This is a genomic window from Fretibacterium sp. OH1220_COT-178 (genome assembly GCF_003860125.1).
Taxonomy (GTDB): domain Bacteria; phylum Synergistota; class Synergistia; order Synergistales; family Aminobacteriaceae; genus CAJPSE01.
The window spans coordinates 13,788-36,906 of the sequence record NZ_RQYL01000006.1 but is presented as its reverse complement, the minus strand read 5'-3'; the positions used below and the strand labels follow the sequence as shown (position 1 = coordinate 36,906).

At 65.1% G+C, this 23,119-nt stretch carries 18 protein-coding genes; 3 read left to right on the top strand and 15 right to left on the bottom strand.

Features of this window, described 5'->3' with window-relative positions; genetic code table 11:
* Positions 1-132 precede the first annotated feature (132 nt).
* The 15 genes from EII26_RS04060 to fliD all read right to left on the bottom strand — a co-directional run bounded on the left by EII26_RS04060 (position 133) and on the right by fliD (position 20,484).
* Positions 133-510 (bottom strand): peroxiredoxin family protein, encoded by a 378-nt coding sequence (locus tag EII26_RS04060; RefSeq protein WP_124887876.1) that lies wholly within the window; start codon positions 508-510, stop codon positions 133-135.
* A 12-nt stretch (positions 511-522) separates the two neighbouring features.
* The gene (locus EII26_RS04055) at positions 523-747 is read right to left on the bottom strand and encodes a hypothetical protein (RefSeq protein ID WP_124887875.1); all 225 of its coding nucleotides are present in this window, start codon (positions 745-747) and stop codon (positions 523-525) included.
* A gap of 381 nt (positions 748-1,128) precedes the next feature.
* On the bottom strand, positions 1,129-3,774 hold the full coding sequence (gene ppdK / locus EII26_RS04050; RefSeq protein ID WP_124887874.1) for a pyruvate, phosphate dikinase: 2,646 nt from the start codon (positions 3,772-3,774) through the stop codon (positions 1,129-1,131).
* Between the two features lie 449 nt (positions 3,775-4,223).
* Positions 4,224-6,311: a glycine--tRNA ligase subunit beta gene (gene glyS, locus EII26_RS04045; protein WP_124887873.1), complete on the bottom strand. Its 2,088-nt coding sequence runs from the start codon at positions 6,309-6,311 to the stop codon at positions 4,224-4,226.
* The gene (gene glyQ / locus EII26_RS04040; RefSeq protein ID WP_124887872.1) at positions 6,311-7,228 is read right to left on the bottom strand and encodes a glycine--tRNA ligase subunit alpha; all 918 of its coding nucleotides are present in this window, start codon (positions 7,226-7,228) and stop codon (positions 6,311-6,313) included. Before glyQ ends, glyS begins: the two co-directional genes overlap by 1 nt.
* Before the next feature lie 288 nt (positions 7,229-7,516).
* On the bottom strand, positions 7,517-8,305 hold the full coding sequence (recO, locus tag EII26_RS04035; RefSeq protein WP_124887871.1) for a DNA repair protein RecO: 789 nt from the start codon (positions 8,303-8,305) through the stop codon (positions 7,517-7,519).
* A gap of 189 nt (positions 8,306-8,494) precedes the next feature.
* Positions 8,495-9,442: a GTPase Era gene (gene era / locus EII26_RS04030; RefSeq protein ID WP_233572596.1), complete on the bottom strand. Its 948-nt coding sequence runs from the start codon at positions 9,440-9,442 to the stop codon at positions 8,495-8,497.
* A complete protein-coding gene (locus EII26_RS04025; protein WP_233572595.1) occupies positions 9,439-9,915 on the bottom strand; it encodes a cytidine deaminase in 477 nt (158 codons plus the stop codon). The genes era and EII26_RS04025 overlap by 4 nt, the downstream gene beginning before the upstream one ends.
* A gap of 18 nt (positions 9,916-9,933) precedes the next feature.
* A complete protein-coding gene (locus EII26_RS04020; protein WP_124887870.1) occupies positions 9,934-11,223 on the bottom strand; it encodes a hemolysin family protein in 1,290 nt (429 codons plus the stop codon).
* A complete protein-coding gene (gene ybeY / locus EII26_RS04015; RefSeq protein WP_158612150.1) occupies positions 11,224-11,724 on the bottom strand; it encodes an rRNA maturation RNase YbeY in 501 nt (166 codons plus the stop codon). It abuts the gene before it with no gap.
* 131 nt (positions 11,725-11,855) lie between these two features.
* Positions 11,856-14,096 carry an HDIG domain-containing metalloprotein gene (locus EII26_RS04010; protein WP_158612149.1) on the bottom strand — a complete coding sequence of 747 codons (2,241 nt, stop codon included), beginning with the start codon at positions 14,094-14,096 and terminating at the stop codon, positions 11,856-11,858.
* Positions 14,077-15,078, bottom strand: coding sequence for a PhoH family protein (locus EII26_RS04005; RefSeq protein ID WP_124887867.1), 1,002 nt, complete (start codon positions 15,076-15,078; stop codon positions 14,077-14,079). Before EII26_RS04005 ends, EII26_RS04010 begins: the two co-directional genes overlap by 20 nt.
* Before the next feature lie 30 nt (positions 15,079-15,108).
* A complete protein-coding gene (locus EII26_RS04000; protein ID WP_446718750.1) occupies positions 15,109-16,557 on the bottom strand; it encodes a pyruvate carboxylase subunit B in 1,449 nt (482 codons plus the stop codon).
* A 70-nt stretch (positions 16,558-16,627) separates the two neighbouring features.
* Positions 16,628-17,470 carry a nucleoside triphosphate pyrophosphohydrolase gene (gene mazG / locus EII26_RS03995; protein WP_233572594.1) on the bottom strand — a complete coding sequence of 281 codons (843 nt, stop codon included), beginning with the start codon at positions 17,468-17,470 and terminating at the stop codon, positions 16,628-16,630.
* Between the two features lie 170 nt (positions 17,471-17,640).
* The gene (gene fliD, locus EII26_RS03990; RefSeq protein WP_158612148.1) at positions 17,641-20,484 is read right to left on the bottom strand and encodes a flagellar filament capping protein FliD; all 2,844 of its coding nucleotides are present in this window, start codon (positions 20,482-20,484) and stop codon (positions 17,641-17,643) included.
* Positions 20,485-20,790: 306 nt separating this feature from the next.
* On the opposite strand from fliD, the gene EII26_RS03985 reads away from it, so the two are divergent.
* The 3 genes from EII26_RS03985 to EII26_RS03975 all read left to right on the top strand — a co-directional run bounded on the left by EII26_RS03985 (position 20,791) and on the right by EII26_RS03975 (position 23,097).
* Positions 20,791-21,378: a hypothetical protein gene (locus tag EII26_RS03985; RefSeq protein WP_124887864.1), complete on the top strand. Its 588-nt coding sequence runs from the start codon at positions 20,791-20,793 to the stop codon at positions 21,376-21,378.
* Positions 21,379-21,458: 80 nt separating this feature from the next.
* A complete protein-coding gene (locus tag EII26_RS03980) occupies positions 21,459-22,565 on the top strand; it encodes a lysylphosphatidylglycerol synthase transmembrane domain-containing protein (RefSeq protein WP_124887863.1) in 1,107 nt (368 codons plus the stop codon).
* On the top strand, positions 22,537-23,097 hold the full coding sequence (locus EII26_RS03975) for a methyltransferase family protein (protein ID WP_124887862.1): 561 nt from the start codon (positions 22,537-22,539) through the stop codon (positions 23,095-23,097). Before EII26_RS03980 ends, EII26_RS03975 begins: the two co-directional genes overlap by 29 nt.
* The last annotated feature ends 22 nt before the right edge of the window (positions 23,098-23,119 follow it).

The following is a 23,119-nucleotide window of genomic DNA, read 5'->3' as shown; positions in this document are numbered from 1 at the left end:
ACGGTAACTCGCTAAATCATAGTATTGAAACGCGATGAAAAGACGACCGCCCCTCCCTCTCGGAAGAACGGTCGTCCAAGGCATTCCCCGGTCTGCGAACGGGCGCAGGTGCGCGACTGGCCCGCCGGCGCGTCAGTCGAGGGCCGCCAGCAGCTCCTCGGGATCGGGCCTCTGGGTGTAGTCCGACTCCGTCCACGCGTAGAGGACCTTTCGGTTCTCGTCCGTCACGAATACCGCGGTGACGGGGAGCTCCCAGCTCTCGTCCCCGTCGTACTCCGGAAGGCTCAGGCCCCGGGACATGTAGATCTCCCGTACCGCGGGCTCGATCTCGAAAAGCAGGTCGAGCCTGCGGGCATAGGCGTTGTGGAGGTCGCTCAGGATCGGAAATCCGAGGCCCAGCCTCCCGGCCAGGGCGGCGGTCTGCGCCTCCGTCATCGGAGAGAGGGCGACCACCTCCGTATCCTTGGCGTGGAACGCCTCGAGGGCGGCGTTATAGTCCTGCAACTGCAGGACGCAGTATCCTCACCACGCGCCCCTGAAAAAGACCAGCACCAGCCGCTTGAATTCCCTTTGGGCCTTCTCTGCCCCCTTCATCGGAAGGGGGGGCAGGAGGTCCCCGACCTTCGGCACCCTGCGCACCGCCGCGGCCACGGTCTCCTTGAAATGCCCCATGACCTGCCGCTGCTCCTCGGTGAAGCGCGAGGGCATGGCCGCTCGATGCTTGTCCAGCTTCTCCTTGAGACTCATCTTGCAACCTCCTCTGCACGCGAGATTCCGGCGTTCCAATTCGGCCGGTTCCCTACGTTGCGTATGATACCATCTCCGGCCCGGAGCCTCACTTCGCTCGGTACCTGATGAAGAAACCAGCCGAACTAGACAGTTCTCCCCTTCGGGAAATCGCTGGCGGCCTGGCCCTACCCCGGCATAAGTGAGACAGTAAATCCTTGATTTGCGTTGCCGGACGCAGGGGTTTCATCAGGAGCTTCAGCGGTCATCCCATCGGGGAAGGCGAGCAATTGCCGCTTGGATCAATGCGATTCGCCGTCAAAACTACGGCATCATTCCCTAAAAATCACGAGAGGAGGCCGCCCCTGAGCGGCCTCCTCCTTCGCGAAGGACAGGCGTGGCCTACTTCAGCGTACCCATCGCGGCGTGGGCCGCGGCTACGCGAGCCACGGGCACGCGGAAGGGCGAGCAGCTCACGTAGTTCATGTCGATGGAGTGGCAGAAGGCGATCGAGGACGGGTTGCCGCCGTGCTCCCCGCAGATCCCGACCGACAGTTTCGGATCGACGCTCCGGCCCCTCTCCACCGCGATCCGCATCAAGCCGCCAACCCCGTCCCGATCCAGCTCGCTGAAGGGGTTCTCCTTGAACACGCCCTTGTCGATGTACTGGAACAGGAACTTGCCCTCGGCGTCGTCGCGCGAATAGCCGAAGGTCGTCTGGGTCAGGTCGTTGGTCCCGAAGCTGAAGAACTGCGCGTACTCGGCCAGCTGGTCGGCCACGATGGCTGCGCGCGGAACCTCGATCATCGTCCCGACGAGGTAGGAGAACTTCACCCCGGAGGCCTTCATGACCTCGCCGGCGATGCGGTCCGCCATCTCGCGGAAGAACTTCATCTCCGCCCGGGTTCCCACCAGCGGGATCATCACCTCCGGGCTCACCTTGACGCCGGCCTTCGTCAGCTCCGCCACGGCCTCGAAGATGGCGTTGATCTGCATCTCGTAGATCTCGGGGTAGACCATGCCCAGGCGGCAGCCGCGGAAACCGAGCATCGGGTTGGCCTCGTGCAGCTGGTACGCCTTGTTGAGGGTCCGGCGCAGCTTCTCGGCCTCGGGCGAGGCCCCGCCGCCCTTCTGCTCCAAATCTCCCAGCTCCTCCAGCAGGGCCGACTCCTTGGGAAGAAATTCGTGCAGGGGCGGATCGAGCAGGCGGACGATGACCGGGTACCCGTCCATCGCCTTGAAGATCCCGACGAAATCGTCCTTCTGCATGACCTTCAATTTGTCCAGGGCCGCGACGCGCTCCTCCAGGGTCTCGGCCACGACCAGGCGCTGCATCACCGGCAGCCGATCCGTGGCCATGAACATGTGCTCGGTGCGGCAGAGGCCGATCCCCCTGGCCCCGAACTCGCGGGCGCGGCGCGCGTCCTCCGGCGTGTCCGCGTTGGCCCAGACCTCCTGCTCGGCCGCCTCGTCGGCCCAGGAGAGCAGCTTCTTGAAATCCTCGGAGAAGGTCGCCTCGATCAGCGGAACCTGCCCCACGAGGATGCGGCCCGAAGAGCCGTCGACCGTCACGTAGTCGCCCTTCCGGAACGTCTTTCCCCGGCTGGTGAGGGTCTCGGCGTCCAGGTCGATCGCCATCTCCTCGCAGCCGCAGACCGCCGGTTTGCCCATGCCGCGCGCGACGACCGCGGCGTGGCTGGTCATACCTCCACGGCTCGTGACGACGGCACCGGCCGCAAAAAGCCCGTGAATGTCGTCCGGGCAGGTCTCCGGCCGCGCCAGGATGACGGGCTTGCCCTGATGCGCCCAGTCCTCGGCCTCGTCGGCAGTGAAGACCAGCATCCCCACGCTGGCGCCCGGCGAGGCGGGCAGGCCCGCCGCCAGAACCTCCTGCGGCGCGTTCTTGTCCACCTGACGGTGCAGCAGCTGCTCCACCTGCTCGGGCGTCACGCGGGACACGGCCGTTCTGGTGTCGATCAGCCCCTCGTCCACCATGTCCATGGCGATCTTCACCGCCGCCGCCGCGGTCCTCTTGCCCGTGCGGGTCTGGAGCAGGAAAAGCTTGCCGCGCTCGATGGTGAACTCGATGTCCTGCATCTCCCTGTAGGACTTCTCCAGCTGGCTCGTCAGCCGGCAGAGCTCCTTGTAGATCTCGGGCATGGCGCCCTCCAGCTGGCTGATCGGCATGGGGGTGCGGATGCCCGCGACGACATCTTCACCTTGCGCGTTAATGAGGAACTCGCCGTACAGCTTGTTCTCGCCGTCGGACGGGTTGCGCGTGAAGCAGACGCCCGTGCCGCAGTCGTCGCCCAGGTTGCCGAAGATCATGGAGATGACGTTGACCGCCGTGCCCAGGTCGTCCGGGATCTTGTTGATCTTGCGGTAGGTGACGGCGCGCGGGATGTTCCAGCTCTTGAACACGGCCTCGATGGCCCTGCGGAGCTGCTCCCAAGGATCGGTCGGGAAGTCCCGTCCGGTGGCGTCCCTGTAGATCTTCTTGAACTCGGCCACCAGCTTCTCGAGCGCCTCGGCCGGGATCTCGAAGTCCTGGGAGACCCCAAGCCCCTTCTTGCAGGCCGTGAGGGCGTGCTCGAACCGATCGGAGTCCACCTCGTCCACGACGCCGCCGAACATCTGGATGAAACGGCGGTAGCTGTCGAACGCGAAGCGGCGGTTGCCGGAGACGGAGGCCAGCCCCTCGACGGTGTCGTCGTTCAGCCCCAGGTTGAGGATCGTCTCCATCATACCCGGCATGGAGATGGGCGCGCCCGAGCGCACCGAGACCAAGAGCGGATTTTTTTTGTCGTCGAACCCCTTGCCGGTGTCCTTCTCCAACTCCTTGATGGAGCTTTTGACCCCATCCCAGACCGCATCCATGATCCCGGGGTCCTCCATGTACCTGCGGCAGACCTCGGTCGTCAGGATGAAGCCGGGCGGCACGGGAAGTCCGCTCTGCACCATCTGGCAGAGATTGGCCCCCTTGCCCCCCAGAAGCAGCTTCTGATCGCCCTTTCCTTCCTTCAAGCTGTAGATGAACTTCTCCGCCATGCAACCCACTCCTCACCTGAAAAATGTTCGAGGGAACGCCCCCGTGCCTTGATGCCCCTTAAAAAACACGCGCACCCCCCATTGCTCGCCGGATCCGATTCTCCGGCGCGCCCAGGTTCGCGGCCTTCGGTATACTATAGCGTTTTTCAAAACCATGTTCAATTGGGTTTTCCAGGGATTGTCGCGAAACTCATCCATAGTTCGGCCGAGCTGCTCGCCAGCCTCCGCCCTCATCCCGCCGCAGGAACCCTACGCCGCCGACGGAAAAGCGAACGTCCGTCCTCTCCGAAAACCGGTCTCAGCCTCCATCGTTCGCACCAACAGGCCCTATGATCCCGCCAAAACGGACGGCCCCCGCCAGAGGGACCGTCCGTCGTTTTCCCGCTCCGCTGCGGTCCTCGGAGGGCGCCGGCCGACAGGAAGCGCGACGCTCCGTCGGAGATCGGCCCCTACTTCTGGGCCTGGCCCTTGAGGGCCCCCAGGTCTCCGACCCGCTCGAAGAGCGCGTTGCAGCGTTTAAGAAGCGCCAGCCGGTTGGCCCTCACCCTCTCGTCGGGATCCATGACCATGACGTCCTCAAAGAAGGCGCTCACCACCGGCGAGAGCTCCGCCAGCAGCTCCATCAGGGCCTGCCAGTCCCGGGCCTCCAGTGCAGCTCCGACCATGGGCTCCAGCCTCGCGACCTCGTCGTGCAGCGCCCGCTCCGCCGGTTTGTCCAGCAGTGCGGCATCCACGACGCCCTCGGCATCCGGGGCCTTGTTCAGGATGTTGCGCACGCGCACCGCCGAGGTCATGAGCCCCGAGAACCAGTGCTCGTCCTTCACCCCGTTCAGCGCCTCCATCAGACGCAGGGCCTGGAGGGGCCGATGCCCTGCCACCGAGAGCGCCAGGGTGGCAAGCTCGTGCTCGTACCCCTTCTCCTTGAGCTGCATCAGCAGGCGGAGCTCGAGAAACGCCAGAATCCGCTCGACCGTCAGCTGGTCCACCAGGTTCAGCAGGGCGGCTTCCCGCACCACCTCCCCCAGATCCAGGTCCAGGCAGCGGCCCCACAGGATCTCGTTGATGCAGCGGGCCGCCCGGCGCAGGCCGTAGGGATCCTGCGAGCCCGTGGGCTCGAGGCCCGCCTTGTGGCAGTTCACGACGATGTGGACGCGCTCCGCGAGCCCCAGAATCGCCCCCACGTCGTCCGTGGGAAGGGTGTCCGAGGCCGATCGCGGCAGATACTGCTCGTAGAGGGCCAGGGCCACCCTCGGGTCCTCGCCGTCGTGGCGCGCATACTCGCGGCCCATCACCCCCTGGAGCTCGGTGAACTCGTAGACCATGCGGGTCACCAGGTCCGCCTTGGACAGGTAGGCGGCGCGATCCACCAGCCTCGCCAGATCGTCCTTGCCCAGCCGGGAACAGATCCAGAGCGCCAGCTTCTGGGTCTGCATCACCTTGTCGTACACGGACCCCAGCTTCTCCTGGTACGTGACGTTCTTCAGGCGCTCGACGTTCGAGGCCAGCGACCGCTTACGGTCCTCCGCCCAGAAGAAGGCGGCGTCCTCGAGACGCGCCCTCAGGACCCGTTCGTTCCCCTCACGAATCCGCCGCATGTCCGAGGCCCGGTTGTTGCTGACCCCGATGAACACGTTGGCCAGCGCATTGCCCTTGTCCCTGCTGCGGACCGCAAAGTACTTCTGGTTCTTCTTCATGGAGGTGATCAACACCTCCTCGGGGATCTCCAGATAGCGCTCGTCGAACGACCCGATGAAGGGCACCGGGAACTCCACCAGAAAGAGGTTCTCCTCCAGCAGCTCGGGGTCCATCTCCACCTCGAGGTCCCCCTCGAAATCCTGCTTCAGAAGGGATATGGCCGCCTCCAGCTTCTGGCGGCGCTTCTCCTGGTCCAGGATCACGTTGTTGTCGTAGAGCCGCTCCAGAAACTCCCCCGCGTTCCTGACCTCGATGACCTTCTGGCCCATGAAGCGGTGCCCGCTGGTCGTGCGGCCGCTCCGCACGTCGCCGTACTCGAAGGGGACGACGGCGTCATCGGCCAGGGCCAGAATCCAGCGGATGGGCCGGGCAAAGCGCACGCCCGGGTCGGACCAGTACATGCTCTTGGGGAACGACAGCCCCTCGACGAGCCCCCGAAGGAGATCGGGCAGCACGTCCAGCGTGCGCCGGCTCTCCTCGTGCACCTCGGCGGCCACGTATCGGACGCCGTCCACCTCGAGCTCGCAGAGCGCATTGACATCGACGCCCTTGCTCTTCGCGAAGCCCAGCGCGGCACGCGTCGGGTTCCCCTCGGAATCATAGGCCGACGAGAGGGGGGGGCCCTTCAGGACCTCCGTCGAGGAATTCTGCGTCTCGTCCAGCTCCCGAACGCTCAGGACAAGACGCCGCGGCGTCGCGTAGGTCCGGACGTCCTTGAAGCCGAGCCGGTTCGCGGAGAGCGCGGAACGCGCCAGCCGCTCCAGCGAGTCCAGGGCCTCGGGAAGGAAACGGGACGGGATCTCCTCCGTACCGATCTCCAGGATCACGTTTCTCAGCGCCATCACGCATTCCTCCCCTCAGCGTGCCCGCCGGCACGGGCGGGGCCGCCGAACTTTCCCATGAACGGGAATCCCATCTCCTCGCGCTGCTGCCGGTAGGCCGCCGCGCAGCGGCTGGCCAGCGCCCGGATCCGGCCAATGTACCCGGTCCGCTCCGTGACGCTGACGGCTCCGCGCGCGTCCAGCAGGTTGAACGTGTGCGAACTCTTGAGGACATAGTCGTAGGCGGGGAGGACGAACCCCTTGTCCAGGATGCGGCAGGCCTCGGCCTCGTACATCGCAAAGAGCTGAAAGAGCATCGCCGTGTCGGCGATCTCGAAGTTGTAGTGGGAGTTCTCGATCTCCCCCTTCAGGTCCAAGTCCCCGTAGGTCGCGGTGTCCGACCAGGCGAGGTCGTAGACGTTGTCCACCTTCTGGACGTACATGGCGATGCGCTCGGTACCGTAGGTCAGCTCCGCCGGAACGGCCTCCATGTCGATCCCGCCCAGCTGCTGGAAGTAGGTGAACTGCGTGATCTCCATGCCGTCGAGCCAGACCTCCCAGCCCAGCCCCCAGGCCCCGATCGAGGGGTTCTCCCAGTCGTCCTCCACGAAGCGGATGTCGTGCTCCGAAGGATCGATCCCCAGGCTGACCAGGCTCTGGATGTAGAGGTCCAGGATGTTGGCCGGAGCGGGTTTGATGATGACCTGGTACTGATAGTAGTGCTGCAGACGGTTGGGGTTCTGCCCGTACCGTCCGTCGGTGGGCCGGCGCGAGGGCTCCACGTAGGCGGCGCGCCAAGGCTCGGGGCCGAGGACCCGAAGCGCCGTCGCGGGGTTCATCGTCCCCGCCCCCACCTCGATGTCGTAGGGCTGCTGCACCACGCACCCCTGCTGTGCCCAGAAGTGCTCGAGCCTGAAATAGATCTCCTGGAAATTCAACTTCCCATCCCCCTTTAAGCAGACGGCCAGCTCTCTGTGGCCATTTAGGCCACAGATGCTGTGCCGGTACGGCAAGCCGTAAACCTTCGGTCCGCTACGTCGATGCGCGGCACAGTTGCCGCGTGTCGACGCATTGACGATTAGATTAAAGAAAAAACTAAAATCCCTCGCCCCGTCCCCAGAACGTCGAAGCGAAACCCATAAGCAGACGGCCAGCTCCGATGCCGCCCCTAAACGACCCGCTCAACTCGTTCCTCGTTGGCGGTCTGCCTATCGTCTACGAACGAATCAGCCTTTGAAATCCGAGCTCCGTATATCCTGCGAAAGGAGCCCTTGCACGCAACGGGACGCCAGGGCGAACGTGCCCCGTACACCATCGAGCTCCCCCAGTTTCCCATGCCGTTCGACCCCAGCCACGTCCGTGCCCGCGACCCGCCGCAAAAGCGCCAGATCCTCCCCGGAGAACCGGGGCCGATCCCCTTGAGGCCCGCAGCCCGCACAGATCAGCCCCTCGCCAGTCCAGGACGCCTCGCCGAGGGCTGCACCGCAGTGCGCACACCGCGCCAAGTCGGGCGCCAGTCCCCAGGCCGAGAGCCAGCGCCAGAGGAAACGCCATTCCGCCGCATCCGGAGGCACCCCCGGCGCCGCCAGCAGGCGCATATTCCAGTAGAGGTTGGCCAGCAGGTCGTCCGCGGGGTGTTCCGCCATCAGATGCCGGACCAGGAGCCGCGACCAACGGACTGCCGCACGAAGCGGATCCGGCCGCCTCCTGAGAGGGATCATCCCGTCCACGACGTCCACCGCACTCAGGTAGACCCCGCCGCCCCGTCCACGGTGAAGCCGAAAGGAACCCCAGACGAGCGGCTCCGTCCCACCTCCGAAGCGCACGCGCCCTGCGGCCGCCCCCCGGGCAAAGACGCGGACCAGGCCCATCCCCTTCAGGAAAAGCGTGAGCGACAGGTCCCCCTCTCCCCACGCGGACCGGGTAAGCACCACCCCCGAAGCCGCTTCAAGCCCCTGGCGCGACATGCCCCACCCCAAGGCCCGGACACCGTCCCGAACCCCGCCAACGGGCATTCGGCAGGTTGTGGGCTGCGGCCTTCGGCAGGGGCTTTGCCCCGGCTCCACCCCTCCGACATAACCCCGGCGCCCAACGGGCGTCCGGCGGGCTGTGGGGTGCGGTCATCGGCAGGGGCTTTGCCCCGGCTCCACTCCTCCGACATAACCCCGGCGCCCAACGGGCGTCCGGCGGGCTGTAGGCTGCGGTCATCGGCAGGGGCTTTGCCCCTGGTAACCCAGACGGCGCAGGACGGGATCCGACTGCCGCCAGTTCGGGGAGACCTTGACCCACAGGTCCAGGTAGACCGGTTGCCCTGTGAGCGCCTCGATCTCGAGCCTGGCGCTCTGACCGATGCGCTTGAGCATCGATCCCGAAGCCCCGATCAGGATGGCCTTTTGCCCCGCCGTCTCCACGATCAGGGACGCCCGGATGTAGAGCCGCTTCCTGTCGGGGTACTCCTCCGGGCTCTTGTACTCGTCGATCTCCACCGCCACACAGTGGGGCACCTCGTCCCTCAGCAACGCCAGAACGCGGCCGCGGATCGTCTCGGCCGCCATGAAGCGCTCCGTGCCGTCGATCAGGATATCGGGATCGTACCAAGGCACTCCCTCGGGCAGGAGCGGAAGCAGCAGCTCGATCAGGGCGTCGAGATTGCGCCTCTTCCTGGCGGAGACGACAATGCGTCCGGCGAAACGAAGCCGGTCCCCATACAGTTCGAGGGCCCCGCGAGGATCGTGCTCGTCGGCCTTGTTCACCACCAGGACGACCGGACGGGAAACAACGGAGAGGACCCTCAAAACCTCGGCATCCTCGGGCCTGAGCTTCCGATCCCCCGCCTCGACCAGCCAGCAGACCACGTCGGCCCCCTCCAGGGCGTCCTCGGCGGCCTCCGTGAGGGACCGACCGAGCTTGTCCTTGGGCCGATGCAGACCCGGGGTATCCGTGAAGACGATCTGCGCGCGATCGTCGTTGTAGATGCAGCGGACAGCGTTTCGGGTCGTCTGGGCCTTCGGGGAGACGATCGACACCCGGGCACCCAGCAGCGCGTTGACCAACGAGGACTTCCCCACGTTGGGGCGCCCCGCCAGGGCGACCACGCCGCAGCGCATCGTCCTTCCGGCGCCCTCCGGCGCGCGCCCGAGCTCCTCGCTCAAGGGAGAACCCTCTCCATCGGAAACGAATGGGGCAGGAGCTCGCGGACGCGGAGGACAACGGGCCCCTCGGGCGAGGCCAGCACCACCCTCATGTCGGGGTTGAACTCCATCAGAGTCTGACGGCAGGCCCCGCAGGGCGGACAGGGCTGGGAGAAGTCCTCACCTCGTGCCCCCACGACGGCAACGGCCACGGGCTCCCTGAGCCCTTGGGCGACCATGGCCGAGATCGCGCTGCGCTCGGCGCACATCGACAATCCGTAGGAGGCGTTCTCCACGTTGCAGGCGATCAGGACAGTCCCGTCCGCAAAGAGCAGGGCCGCCCCCACCCGGAACCGGGAGTAGGGCGCGTAGGCCCGGGAGGCCGCCTCGCGGGCCCGGTCCAACAGGTCCCGAGGAGACGCGCCCGGGATATCCCAAGCGTCCTCCGCACCGCGGGGACACCCCGTCCTCATATCGTTCCGTGTCTCGTCCATCGCGTTCCCCTCCCCTCGTCAGTCGTCCCGCGAGGAACCCGCGGGCTCGAGCCTGAGAGCCTTGATGCGGTGGTCCTCCAGGTCGACCACCCGGATCCGCCAGTCGCGGTAGACGAACTCGTCGTCGACCTTGGGAAAGCCTCCAGCCAGCAGGAGCACCAGTCCGGCCAGACTCTCCGCATCCTCGGACTCGAAGGGGCAGTTCAGGGCCTCGCTGAGGTCCTCCAGCCCCGTGGTCCCCCGGACCAGGTAGGCTCCGCCCTCCAGCTCCAGGATGTCCGGGGCCTCCTGATCGTACTCGTCCTGGATCTCCCCTACGATCTCCTCGAGGATATCCTCCATCGTCACCAGCCCCGCGACGCCGCCGTACTCGTCGACGACGACGGCGATGTGGACGTGATCCCGCCGCATGGTCTCCAGCAGCTCCACGGTGCGGATCGTCTCGGGCACGAAGAGCGGCTTGCGCATCAGGCTCCCCACGGTCTGGCCCAGCTCGGCCCCCACGAGGTGCTTCAGGGTATCCTTGACGTAGAGGATCCCCACGATGTTGTCCAGGCTCTCCTCGTAGACCGGCAGCCGGGAGTGCCCGTGCTCGATGAAGACCTCCATGGCCTCGCTCAGGGAGTCCGAGGCCTCTAGGGTCACCATATCCATGCGCGGGACCATGACCTCGTGCACCCGTGTCTCCTCGAAGTCGATGATGCCGTCGATCATCCGCCGCTCCACCGCCTCGAGCGCCCCGCTCTGCTCCCCGATCTTGACCACCTGCTCGATCTCCTCCCGAGTGACGAAGACATGCTGAGGACGCAGATTCAGGCGGAACAGGACCCCGATCAGGGCGACGCACCGCTTCATCAACCAGACGAAAGGCGCGATCAGGAAGCCGAGAAGGCGCAGGACGGGGGTGACGAGGACGAGCACCCCGTCGGCATTGACCATAGCCGCACTCTTCGGCAGGATCTCCCCGAAGATGACGACCAGCACGGTCATGATGGGCACCACGTAGACCAGGGCCCTTTCGCCGAAGACCTGAAGCGCCAGACTGGCCGCCAGCGTGCTGGCCGCGATATTGACGACGTTGTTCGCGACGAGACAGACCGTCAGGGCCTCCTGCACGTCGTCGATCAGCCATTGGAAGAGGGAACGCAGAAACGGACGTTTTTCCTGAAGCAGCATGAGCCTGCTGCGACCGGTCGTCGTGATGGCCGTCTCCGAGGCACTGCAGAAGGCCGAAAGCGCAAACAGGACGACGAACCACAGGCAGTTCTTCAACAGGGGCAACAGGGATTGGGCGGAGAAGGTCTCCATCTAAAGGGCCTCCCGCAGCGCATTCAAAAGACGCCGCTTGATGGCATCCTGACGGGCCCACATGGCCGCCTCCCGCTCCTCGGTGTCGTGGTCCCAGGCCAGCAGATGGAGAAAACCGTGCGCCAGAACAAGGCACAGCACCTCATCGGAGGACAGCCCGCCGTGCAGGCGCCCCAACTCCTCCGGGCAGATCAGGATGTCCCCCAGGGGCAGCAGCTCCGTCATGGCCTCCGGAACGAACCGTCCCTCCTCCTCCCATAGGGGGAACGACAGCACGTCCGTGGCCTCGTCCCGCTCCCGATAATCCCTGTTGACGGCCCGGATCTCCTCGGGCCCCATCAGGGACACCGAGAGCTCCGCCGCCTCATAGCGGGCAGTGTCGGGGCACAGAGAGGACAGCTCGTCCTCGAGAACGCGCGCAAAAGCCTCCCAAGCGGATAACGGAACCGGACTTTGAGGTTCCCCATCCTCGGGGACATCGACATGCAGTTCTAATCTCAAAACCCAAACCCTCCCAGATACCATAAAAATGACTGCGCCGTCCCCGCCGTTCGGGGTTTCTTTACGCAGCAAAGCAACTGACGCCCCCCTTGCCCACGTCCGCCCGGACGGAGCGGGGACACGGCAACCCCTTACGCTTCCCCGGCCCCGCCCTTTGAGGCATCGTCCCCCCCTGCGGGTGCCGCCGACTCGGCCTTTCTCGCCGGCTCAGGCTCACCACGGCGCTCGATCCTCTTGACCTGCCGCGTATGGTGCATGGAGAGCAGGACCTTGAGAAGGGCCTCCTTGATACGGGTGAGGTCCCTCAGCGTAAAGTTGACCTCGTCGAACTGTCCCTCGCCGATCTTGCTGGCGATCACCTGATCGATGACCTTCTTCAGGGCCATGACCGCCTGGCTCCTGCCGGAGTTCCCCTCCCTCGGCGGCGGCGCCTTGGCGTCCGCCTTCAGGAGTTCCCGCCCCAGACTTTCGCTGCGGAGCGCGGCCTCCATGGAGTCCAGGATCATCAGGAGCGCCGTCTCCCGGGAGCGGGGCTTGGGGCCGGGGTAACAGAAATCCGACCACTCGACCCTCTCCTCGTCCGCCTTCCCCTTGGCCTCGGCCTTGGCCTTGTTGTAGAAGTAACGGATGCAGGCGGTGCCGTGATGCTCCGCGATGAAGTCCCGTATCCTCTTGGGCAGGCCGTACTCCCGGGCCATCTCCAGACCATCCCGGACGTGAGACAGGATGGTCAGAGCCGAGAGCGTCGGCGACATCCCGTCGTGGACGTTGAGCCCCCCTCCCTGATTCTCCACGAAGAACTGCGGGCGCCGCAGCTTGCCGATATCGTGATAATACGCCCCCGCCTTCATCAGGTTCTCGTTCATCCCCAGTTCGAGCGCCACGGACTCGGCCAGAGTCGCGATCGCGAGGCAGTGCTGATAGGTCCCCGGCGCGTCCCGCTGGAGCTTGCGCAGCAGGGGGCCGGAGGGATGGCTGAGCTCCCGCAGGCGAAGGATGGAGAGAACGCCGATGTAGCGTTCCACCATGGGAAGCAGGGCCGCGACGAGAAGCGCCACCAGGATGTCCAAAAGCAGGAGCGGCCCCGTCTCCGTCCAAAAGGACCCTACGGGCACGAAAAGGCTGAAGGACTCCCAGGTCAGGGGGACCCCCTGAATCCAGAGGATCACCCGCCGGGTCAGGCTGAGGAAAAGGGCCAGAAGCACCACGCGGCGGCTGAGGGCCTCCCGGGACTCGATGCGGCGCAGAAAAAAGTACCCCGCCATCGAGGCGACGAAGCCCATGGAGAGGAGCAGAAGGAGGTCGTAGACGGAGAGCCCGGCGATGATGAACACCCCGGACGCCGTGCCCGCCAGGGAGGCGTTGAAGGCGAAGGAGCGCGGCATGCAGAGATACGCCAGCATGACGGAGGGAAGAATCCCGGCTCCGGCCATGCGCAGCTGCACGGCGAACATCTGACAGATCCAGGCGACCGAGATGACGAAGACGACGCACTCCCAGGAGGGGCGATCGTCCTCCGCCTCGCGGGCCGGAATCTCGAGCCAAAGCGGCAGGATCAACACCAGGAGGAACACTATGACCACCTGGGTGACGGGAAAGGCGTCCTCCGTGTAGCCCTGAAGCCTCAGCAGGCCGGCCGCCTGAGGGGAGACGAGCTCCCCGCGCTCGACGATGACGTCCCCCAGCTCCAGCTGGCGTTCGATGACCGGTATCCGCCGCTCCGCACTCTGCCTCACGGCCGAGGTCAGCTCGGGATCGAGCCTGTAGCCGGAGTCGCTGACCCGGGTCAGAATCTGGTAGATCAGGTTCGCATCCTCCACCGCGCCGACCTGTTTGCCGATCTCGTCCCAGAGCAGGGCGGCCCCCGCCCCGCTGCCCCCCAGGACATCTCCGGACGCCAGACGCGCGAAATAAGCGTCCCCGACCCTGGCGGCCAGGCCCAAAATACGGTCGCGGTCGGATTCGAGCAGAGCCATCACGGCATCCAGAAGTGGAGCGGGCATATAGGAGAGCACCTGAGGATCCTTGGGATCCCGAACGATCCGAAGCTCCTCGAGGCGTTTCTTCATCCGGTCCCGGGCCGCGACGTCCCGTACCACGACGCCGGCCACCCCCTCCTTCGCCATCTCGCGAAGAGCCCCCGTAGCCGAGTGGTCCTCGTACTTCACGGGGGAGATGACCCGGTAGGTCTGGGGGGAGGGCGAGCCCTGGGCGAAACTGTACCCCTTGTTGCGGATGTAGAGCCACTCCATCATCACAAGGGAAAGCCCCACGGCCAACAGCAGGGCTACGGACAGGACATAAGCCCTTCGGCGCTCCTGGGAGACAGCCCCCAACGGAGCGCGCAGGCGGTCAAGAAATGCGTTTTTCATAACGGTCGTAGGCCTGAACCACCTTCTGAACGATCTCGTGACGGACCACATCGGCCCCCGTGAGATCGTAGAAACCGATCCCCTCGATGCCCTTCAGGATCGTCCTCACGCTGTTGAGCCCCGAGGGGCGCCCCTGCGGGAGGTCCACCTGAGTGATGTCGCCGGTCACCACGGCCTTGGAGCCGAAGCCCAGGCGGGTGAGGAACATCTTCATCTGCTCGGGGGTCGTGTTCTGGGCCTCGTCCAGGATGATGAAGCTGTCGTTGAGCGTCCGTCCGCGCATATAGGCCAGGGGCGCGATCTCGATGACCCCCTTGTCCACGTAGCGGGCGAACCGCTCGGGGGAGAGAAGCTCGTAGAAGGCGTCGTAGAGAGGCCGGACGTAGGGCTCCACCTTCTCCCTGAGATCCCCCGGAAGGTACCCGAGGCTCTCCCCGGCCTCGACCGCCGGACGCACCAGGACGACGCGGTTCACGCGCCCCTCCTTCAGCATGGACACGGCCTCGCAGACCGCCAGATAGGTCTTTCCCGTCCCCGCAGGGCCCACGGCAAAAAGGATGTCGTTGTCCCGCATGGCCTGGATATAGGCCCTCTGCCCGACGGTCTTGGCCCGTATGGGCTTGCCCCGCGCCGTCACGCAGACGACCTCGGAATACAGGGCGTCCAGCTTGATCTCCCGCCCCTCCGCCAGGGCGTCCATGGCATGCCGGACATCGGCGCCCCGCACCTCGTGCCCCCTGGCGGCCACGACCGCAAGCTGACGCAACAGGTGCGCCACGATGCGCACCGGCTCGGCATCGGGCCCCGAGACCCGAACCCCAGCCCCATTCACGGCGAGCGAGACGGGGTAACGCGCCTCTATGACCTCGATATTTTCATCGTGCAGCCCCAGAAGCCGCGCCAGAGCCCCGTCCCCCGCAATTTCAACATCCTCGAAGCTGCGAAGCGGCCCGTTCCTCCGCTCCACCGATTCCTCTCCCATTACGCTCTTATTCTCCTCCGTAGTCCGGTATCAGACGGGGTAGGCCGCCCCCTCCACAAAATCGTCGAACCCCACGTCGCGATGCGTGAGACGCGCGTACTTCCGCGGCAGGAAGTCCTTGGCGACCTGGGGAAACATGATCCACGTCAGCGCGTCCTCGGGCTGAAGGGCCCAAGCGTCCGCGGCCTTCCGGGCCTCCTCCATCTCGGCCGGGATCTTCTCTCCGGGCCGGCAGGTGATGGGCTCCTCGTCCCCGATCGCCAGTTTCTGAACCTCGGGATCCAGGGGCGCCGGGGCGGTCCCGTAGTAGCCCAGGAAATACTGCTTGACCTCCTTGGGGATCACCTTCCAGCGCTGGCCCGTCAGGACGTTCAGCGTGGCCTGCGTCCCGACGATCTGGCTGGTGGGGGTGACCAGGGGCGGATACCCCATGGCCTTGCGCACCACCGGAATCTCGTTCATCACATCCTCCAGCTTGTCCAGGGCTTTCTGCTCCTTCAGCTGGTTCACGAGGTTCGAGTACATGCCGCCCGGGATCTGATAGCGCAGGATGTTGATGTCCACCCCACCGATATCCGGAAGCAGGTCCTTGTATTTGTCGCGGAGCGTCTTGAAGTATTCCTCCACGGGAACCAGCTTGTCCAGGGAGATCCCCGTGTCCAGACCGCCCCCCGCCAGCGCCGCGACCAGGGATTCCGTGGGCGGCTGGCTGGTGCCCATCGAAAAGGGGGAGATGGCCGTGTCGACGATATCCGCCCCCGCCTCGAGCCCCGCATAGTAGGTCATGGAGGCCAGCCCGCTGGTGTAATGGCTGTGAAGCTGGATCGGCAGGTCCGTGCGCGCACGGATGGCGCGAACGAGCCGAACGCAGTCCACGGGGTTCAAAAGCCCCGCCATGTCCTTGATCGCTATCGAATCCGCCCCCATGCCCGCCATTTTCAGGGCCATCTCGGCGAAGGCCTCCAGGGTGTGGACGGGCGAGAGCGTGTAGGAGATGCACAACTGGAGGTGTGCCCCCTCCCGCTTCACCTGGTCGGCCGCGACCTCCATGTTTCTCAGATCGTTCAGGGCGTCGAACACCCGAATGATGTCGATGCCGTTGCCCACGGCGCGTTTCACGAACTCCCGCACCGCGTCGTCCGCGTAGTGCCGATAGCCCACGAGGTTCTGCCCCCGAAGCAGCATCTGCAGCTTCGTGTTTTTTATGCGGGAGCGGATGATCCGCAGCCGCTCCCAGGGGTCCTCGTTCAGGAAGCGCATGCAGCTGTCGAACGTCGCGCCGCCCCACATCTCAAGGGCCCAGTACCCCACCTCGTCCATCTGCTCGAGGACGGGGATCATGTCCTTCGTGCTCATCCTCGTGGCGATGAGGGACTGATGCGCGTCCCTGAGCGCCGTCTCCATGATGCGGGCCCTTCGGCCCGTCTTGCCCACCTCGGGGGCCGCCTGCGGCGCCCCCTCGCCCCTCTTTTCCGTCATTTCCATCCTCCGTCGCTCCTCGATCGCCCCGGGCCGTCGGCCCAAGGCCCCCTCTGTCCGTATTATATAGCTATATGGCCCTCGTCCGGCTCTTGGCGCTCTCCCAGAGAGCGTCGAGCTCCTCGAGGGAACAGTTCTCCAGGCGGACGCCGCGCTCCGCCGCCAGCGCCTCCACGTGACGGAAGCGCCCCGCGAATTTGGAGCAGGCCCGCGACAGGGCCGCATCCGGATTGACGTCCAGATGCCGCGCCAGGTTAACGGTCATGAACAGGAGATCCCCCAGCTCGTCCTCCACGGCGTCGGCATCCCCGCGCACCACGGCCTCCCGCAGCTCGGCGGCCTCCTCGTTCAGCTTGTCGAAGAGAGGCGCGGAGTCGCCCCTGGGCCAGTCGAACCCGACGTGAGCCGCCTTGCCCTGCATCCTGTGGGCCTTCAGAAGCGGCGGCAGGCCCGAGGGCACGCCGGCCAGGACCGAGAGATCCTCCTTCCGCTCCCGGCGCTCCTCCTGTTTGATGCTCTCCCAGTTCTTCAGCACCTCGTCGCTGTCCCTGGCCTCCGTCGTCCCGAACACGTGGGGATGGCGCCGGATCAGCTTGTCGCAGATCGTCCGCACGACGTCCTCCATCCCGAAATCCCCGTGCTCCCGGGCCAGAGAGGCGACGAAGACGACCTGCAGCAGCAGGTCGCCGGACTCCTCCCGCACCTTGTCCATATCCCGATCCGAGATGGCCTCGGCCAGCTCGTAGGCCTCCTCCGTGATGCAGGTCCGCAGGTCCGGCAAGGTCTGCTTCCGGTCCCAGGGACACCCTCCGGGGGCCCTCAGACGCTCGATCAGCTCGACGATCTCGTCGAAATAATGCTTTTTGCCGCCGGCGCATTTCCCGCCGGCCCCGTTCTCTCCGTTTGAAGTCAAGATCGCACCTCCGCGCCGAAACGCAAACGCTCCGGCGCGCATAATCATAGCACAGAAGGGCGTAACGTTCCCCTGAAGAACGCCGGACGGCAGAGCACGACATACGACGAAGGGCGAGCTCCCTGACGGAAGCTCGCCCGGATCGGGACAAGCGGCCGCGCCCCGGAACGCTACTGCTGCGCGCCCCTCCCGGCCCCGCCCTGAAGCTGGGCCGTGACATTCGACAGCCAGCTGGCCTGCTGCATCAGCTTGGCCAGGTTGCGCTCCGCCTCGGAGAAGCGTTTGAAGAGCGTCTCCTTCTTCAGTTGGAGGCGCTGTTCGAAGGACGCCAGGTACTTGTCGATGGACTTGACCTGCAAGTCGATGCCGTCCATCTCCCGCACGACGGAGCCCCTGACGGCCCCCTCTCCGGTCAGGGGGTTGGCGGCGCTGTTCCGGAGCATCCCGTCCGCAAACGTCTGCATGTCCTGCGCGAAGGCGAGCATCACGTCCATCGCCTCCTCGGGGTTCCGCGTCATCGCCTTCATGAAGTCCTGCGAGCTGAACTCGAGCTCGCCGCTCTTTCCGAAGTCCGTGGCGGTGGTCTTGAGCCCGACCTGATAGAGCCCCGTATAGGTGTAGTCCATGCCCACGGCCTTCAGGACGGCGCTGCCGGCCACCCGGACCGGGCGGTCCGTCCCCGCGTCGATCACCAGCCGGCCGTCCGAGACCGACGCCTTGACAAAGGGGGTCGGGTACTCCCGGCCGTCGGGATCGTAGTGCAGCGCACTGGCCTCGCCGTCCTTGGATTTGTCGTTGATCCTCTCCACGATGGACTCGAGCGTGTCCCCCGGCCCGACCGTGATGTCGGCGACGCGGGCTCCCACCGTGATGCGCAGCGTATCGGTGCCCTTCAGCCCGTTCTGCTCCATCGTCCCGTAGATGGAGTCCCTGCTCTTGCGCTGCTTGAAGGTGTGGACGTAGGTCTGAGTGACGGACCGCCGCATCCGGCCCTTGGCGTCGCGCAACATCGAGTTGCCGAAGAGCAGACCCCACTTCATGCGGAAGTCGTCCGAGGGGAGTTTGGCCTTCTTGGACTCGTCCACCGCCTTTTCCGTGGACTTGACGTTGATCCACTTCATCACGTCGTTGTAGCTCTCGGTAAAGGCCTGGATCGCCTTGACGGACGCCTCCAGATCGTGGGACACGTCCAGGGAGACCCGCCCCGGGCCCTTCAGCTCGATCGCCATCCCCTTGATCAGCTCGTTGCCGTAGTCCGCGCCGATCTTGTTGGACGAGCGCGTCACCTTCTCCCCGTCCAGGATCATCTCCGCATCCTCGGCGGCCGTGAAGTGCTCCGCGTCCTTGAGGTCCAGCCCCAGGGCGCTCAGGATCCCGGCCCCGTCGTCCGACAGGGTGAAGGTGTTCTTCGGTGAGGTGTACTCCACCGTGTACTCGTCGCCGTAACGGGGGACATCGCGCGGGACGGGCGGGGTCGAGGGCTGGGACCAGGTGAGGGTGAAATTATCCGCTCCCGGTTGGGATGGGGAAGGCACGACCGAAAAGCTCCCGGCCCCGAACGTAACGGAGTTGCCCCCATAAGCATAAGTGGCATCATCAAGGATGTGACCGTGCGCCGTGATGAACCCCCACTCGCTCATGGTGACCTTATCTGTGTTTGCTCGTTTTTCGTTGTTAAAAGCCTGCACCGTCCCGTCGGCCTTGGTCAGTTCCAGATCGTAGTTTGTACCCGGCGCGGGCGCGCTCCAGGCCGCCTCGGGCCGCCAGCGCACCACGGCCTTGGCGGGGCTGCTTCCGTCGCTGACGATGTCGAAATCCTCGCCCTGCACATAGGTTTTGCCGCCTTGTCGGATGACGGACCTGCCTGAGGCGAAGTCCGCGTAGGCCGACCCCGCAATCACGTCATCGGCGCCGCGGCCGATGTTGAGGGTGAAGGTCTCGCCTCCGTCGGGCACGGTGTACGTCACCGTGTAATCGCTCCCGGCAGCAGGGCGATTGGACGTCAGCCACCGCACGTTCTTTCCGTCCAGGACATAATCGACGTTTTGGGTGTAGGCGACGGTACTGGCGCCCGAACCGCTCGTGATCTTCACGTTCGCGGGGGCCCCGGGGACGAAGGGAAGCGCGGCCTCATCCGTATCGCCGGTTCCGCGCAGGACCTTGTCGTTTTTATAGACGTCGTCCTTCACTGCCTTGTACTTTACCTGGTACGTCGCCCCGGCGGGGACGGTCTGCGGCTCGTGGTCGCGCCAGCGGATCTGGTTTCCGGCCACGATGTCGAAGTCCACGCCGTGCTTCCAGGTCTTGCTGCCGTCCTTGCTCTTGATGACGACCTCTCCAGACGGGTCGACGGCGAGAGCCTCCAGCAGGTCATACGCACCGGAGGAGCGCGTCATCGCAACCTTCCGGGTGTCCTTGCCCAGTCCGGTGGCGTCGCTCTTCAGGATCAGCTTGTTGTCCACCACGGACGCCGTCACGCCCATCGGCGGCCGCTGGGTCTTGAGGGCCGTATTGATGCGCTTGGCCAGGGACTCCAGCGTGTCCACAGCGTTCACCTCGATGCGCAGCTTCCTTCCGCCGATATGGACCCAGAAGGCCGACTGGCTCAACCCGCTCAGGGGGCCGGTAAACGCCCCTCCCAGGTTCCCGGTGAAGGCATTGGAACGCTGAACCTGGCTTTTGGCCAGCTTCAGGACCTCGAGGTCGTAGACGTTGACCGCGGCATCCGCGTTGACCGCAGCCGTCAAAACGCCCTTGTGGGAGCCGCTCCTGTCGGTGCGTTCGATCTCTATCCCCTTCGCCTTGTACGTCGACGGAAGCTTGAGCGGGGACAGGGTGCTGTTCAACTTCTGCAGCGCGATCCGGAACTCCTCGAACAGGCTCTTCTTGCGCTCGAGCGTATCCCGCTTCTCCAACATCACGTACGCGGGTTTCTTGGCCCTCTCGAGGATCTTCGCCATCATCCCGTCCCAGTCGACCCCGGACGCGATACCCGATATGGACATGTCCGCCATACAAAGACCTCCTGTCCTCCGGCGGAGAAAAACGTCGCCCCGCCGTCGATACTCCATTATAACCCGTATTAGTATCGGCATCGGCGGCGGCGGACATGAGCCCGGCGGAGGGAGGCGAAACGTTTTCCGCCGCCTCCCCGTTTCGGGAGGGGTCGTTCCCCTGCGCACGGCCGTTTGTGTGTTAGAATACAAAAAGAAAGTTCCTTAAAAGAGTATGGCACTCGACCTCCCCATCCCGTTGCGGGATGGGGAGCCGTTTGGGAAGGCCAATTCCTCTTTCGAAAACTCGGGACAGGGGGTTCATGGATGAAGGTATGGATCGACGGGCGGGAACACCCCGAGTTGCCCTCCTCGGCGACAGCCCTCGAAATCATGGAGGCCGTCAAGGCGGACGCCGCCCGTTCCGGCCATGTCGTCACGGGGCTTCGCGTCGACGGCGTGGAGATGGACGAGGAGGCGTTTCTCGGTCTGTCGGGCGGATTGGCGGCACATTTCACCCTGGCCCCGGTTCGTCTTCTGGTCCGGGAGTCCCTCGAGGAGGCCCTGGCATACATCCCCCGCCTGAGGAGGGGGATCGAGGATATCGCCGGCCATTTCGAGCAGGGCGAGACGTCCAGGGCTCGGTCCCAACTGTCGGAGGCCATGGACGGCCTGGACTGGACGCTGAAAATCTACGAACGCTGCACGGCCCTGACCGCGGAGCTCATCCCCGAAGCGGAGGAGCACGCGATACGGGAGGGGCTCCTGAACGCCCTGAACCGCCTTATCGGCCTGATGGGCGAAAAAAGGTATCCGGAGATGGCCCTGGCCCTGCGCCAGGAACTGCTCCCGAACATCGAGGCGCTCGCCGCCAACCTCGGGCGTCTCGCTCAAAGCCGCGCAACCCCACAGTAACCGCCTTTTGAGAAAAGCCGCATCTTCGAAAAATACAAGGACGAGCACTCGCGCTCTCGTCGTTATGGAGGAAGTTCAATTTGTCCCTGCGTAAAGGTCTGATCATCTTCGTCCTGTTGGCCTTCGGGGCCAACGCCGTCATCATCGCCAAAAGCGTGGACCACGATACGGTGCGCTCCCTGCTCTCGGCGAACAAGCTCATGCTCCTGGGAGCCCTCGGGGTCGTATTCTTCTCCTGGCTCTGCGACGCGGGGCGATTCTGCGCGCTCTCCTACGCGGCCCAGGAACGGGTTCCCCTCTCCATGGGACTCGTGCTCACCTGGCTGAACTACTTCGGCAGCGCGGTCACCCCCATGCAGAGCGGAGGCGGCCCCTTTCAGGTCTACGTCCTCTACAAAAGGGGCGTCCCGATCGGCAAGGGCATCGCCATCACCCTGATCCGCACGATGCTGACCGTACTGATCCTCAGCATCGTCGTCCCTACGGCCCTCTTCCTGGACCCCTCCATCCTGAAGGCCAGCCCCTTTCTCAAGGGGCTCGTCTTCTACGTCTTCATCGTCATCAGCTGCACGTGGATGTTCATCCTCTTCACCATCCTCCGCCCGAACGCCCTCAAGCGGCTGGGCAAGATCACGATCCTCTGGATGAAGAGGCTCAACCTGGTGAAGTCCAACCGCCGCGTGATCGGGTGCTTTCAGTGGCTGGACCGCGAGGTGGACAACTACATCCTGAACTTCAAACTGGCTTTCGACTCCGGAAAGGGCTGGATGCTGCTGGCCGTGGCGCTCTCCATCCTGCACCTGCTCTCGGTCTTCACCGTCCTGCCCATCCTGATGAGCTCCGTCGGACTTCCCTACAGCTATACCCAGACCCTGGCGACCCAGGCCGTGTTCATGTTCGTGCTCTACTTCGTTCCCACCCCCGGCGCCAGCGGCGTCGCCGAGAGCGGCGGCGCGCTGCTCTTCGGCACCCTGATGCCCTGGAACATGGCGGGGATCATGGCCATCATCTGGCGTTTCTTCACGGAGTACATCTCCATCTTCATGGGGGTCGTCGTCGTGGTCCGCATGCTGGGGTGGGGCGTCTCCGAGGACCTCTATCAGGGGGCTTCGCCCGAGGCGGAGGCCGTCAAGGACGAGATCAAGCGGGACCGGTCCGATGCAGGAGCTTCGCCGAAAAGTCTTTAAGCTGCGGGGAGGCATCTGGACGCTTCTCTTCGTCCTCATCCTCCTTCTCGCCCGCCCGACGGTACGTTCCTTCCTGCTGGGGCTGCCCTTCGTCCTGCTGGGCCAGTCCTGGAGGTTCTGGGCCGTGGGCTGCATCGGCCGCTACCGCGGCGAGGCCGTCGGCGCCGAGCGTCTGGCCACCTGGGGCCCCTACGCCTTCATGCGCAACCCCCTCTACTTCGGGAACGGCCTTATCGGACTGGGCTGGGGACTGATGTCCGGTCCCTGGGCCACCGTGCTGTTCCTCGGTTCCTTCATCGTCGTCTACGGGCTGCTCATCGTCCCCCACGAGGAGTCCTTTCTGCTCGAGAGGTTCGGGGACGAATACCGGGCGTACCGGCGAAGGACGGGGGCCTTTCTCCCCAAAGGCTGGCCGGGCGGGCGTATCGCCGGCCCCTTTGCCGCGGGCGTCCTGTGGACCAGCGAACGCCACACGCTCCTGTCCACCGTGGTCGGCACCCTTCTCATAGCCGCCAAGGGATTTCTTTCCTAGACACGTATTTTGATGCAGGCCC

Excerpts from the sequence above, each read along its gene's own strand:
- EII26_RS03985 (WP_124887864.1), top strand. The coding sequence starts at position 20,791 with ATGAAGGTATGGATCGACGGGCGGGAACACCCCGAGTTGCCCTCCTCG.
- recO (WP_124887871.1), bottom strand. The coding sequence starts at position 8,305 with ATGCCCGTTGGCGGGGTTCGGGACGGTGTCCGGGCCTTGGGGTGGGGC.
- EII26_RS04000 (WP_446718750.1), bottom strand. The coding sequence starts at position 16,557 with ATGACGGAAAAGAGGGGCGAGGGGGCGCCGCAGGCGGCCCCCGAGGTG.
- EII26_RS04020 (WP_124887870.1), bottom strand. The coding sequence starts at position 11,223 with ATGGAGACCTTCTCCGCCCAATCCCTGTTGCCCCTGTTGAAGAACTGC.
- EII26_RS04010 (WP_158612149.1), bottom strand. The coding sequence starts at position 14,096 with ATGAAAAACGCATTTCTTGACCGCCTGCGCGCTCCGTTGGGGGCTGTC.
- ppdK (WP_124887874.1), bottom strand. The coding sequence starts at position 3,774 with ATGGCGGAGAAGTTCATCTACAGCTTGAAGGAAGGAAAGGGCGATCAG.
- EII26_RS04025 (WP_233572595.1), bottom strand. The coding sequence starts at position 9,915 with ATGGACGAGACACGGAACGATATGAGGACGGGGTGTCCCCGCGGTGCG.
- EII26_RS03975 (WP_124887862.1), top strand. The coding sequence starts at position 22,537 with ATGCAGGAGCTTCGCCGAAAAGTCTTTAAGCTGCGGGGAGGCATCTGG.
- glyS (WP_124887873.1), bottom strand. The coding sequence starts at position 6,311 with ATGGCGCTGAGAAACGTGATCCTGGAGATCGGTACGGAGGAGATCCCG.
- EII26_RS04055 (WP_124887875.1), bottom strand. The coding sequence starts at position 747 with ATGAGTCTCAAGGAGAAGCTGGACAAGCATCGAGCGGCCATGCCCTCG.
- fliD (WP_158612148.1), bottom strand. The coding sequence starts at position 20,484 with ATGGCGGACATGTCCATATCGGGTATCGCGTCCGGGGTCGACTGGGAC.
- EII26_RS04005 (WP_124887867.1), bottom strand. The coding sequence starts at position 15,078 with ATGGGAGAGGAATCGGTGGAGCGGAGGAACGGGCCGCTTCGCAGCTTC.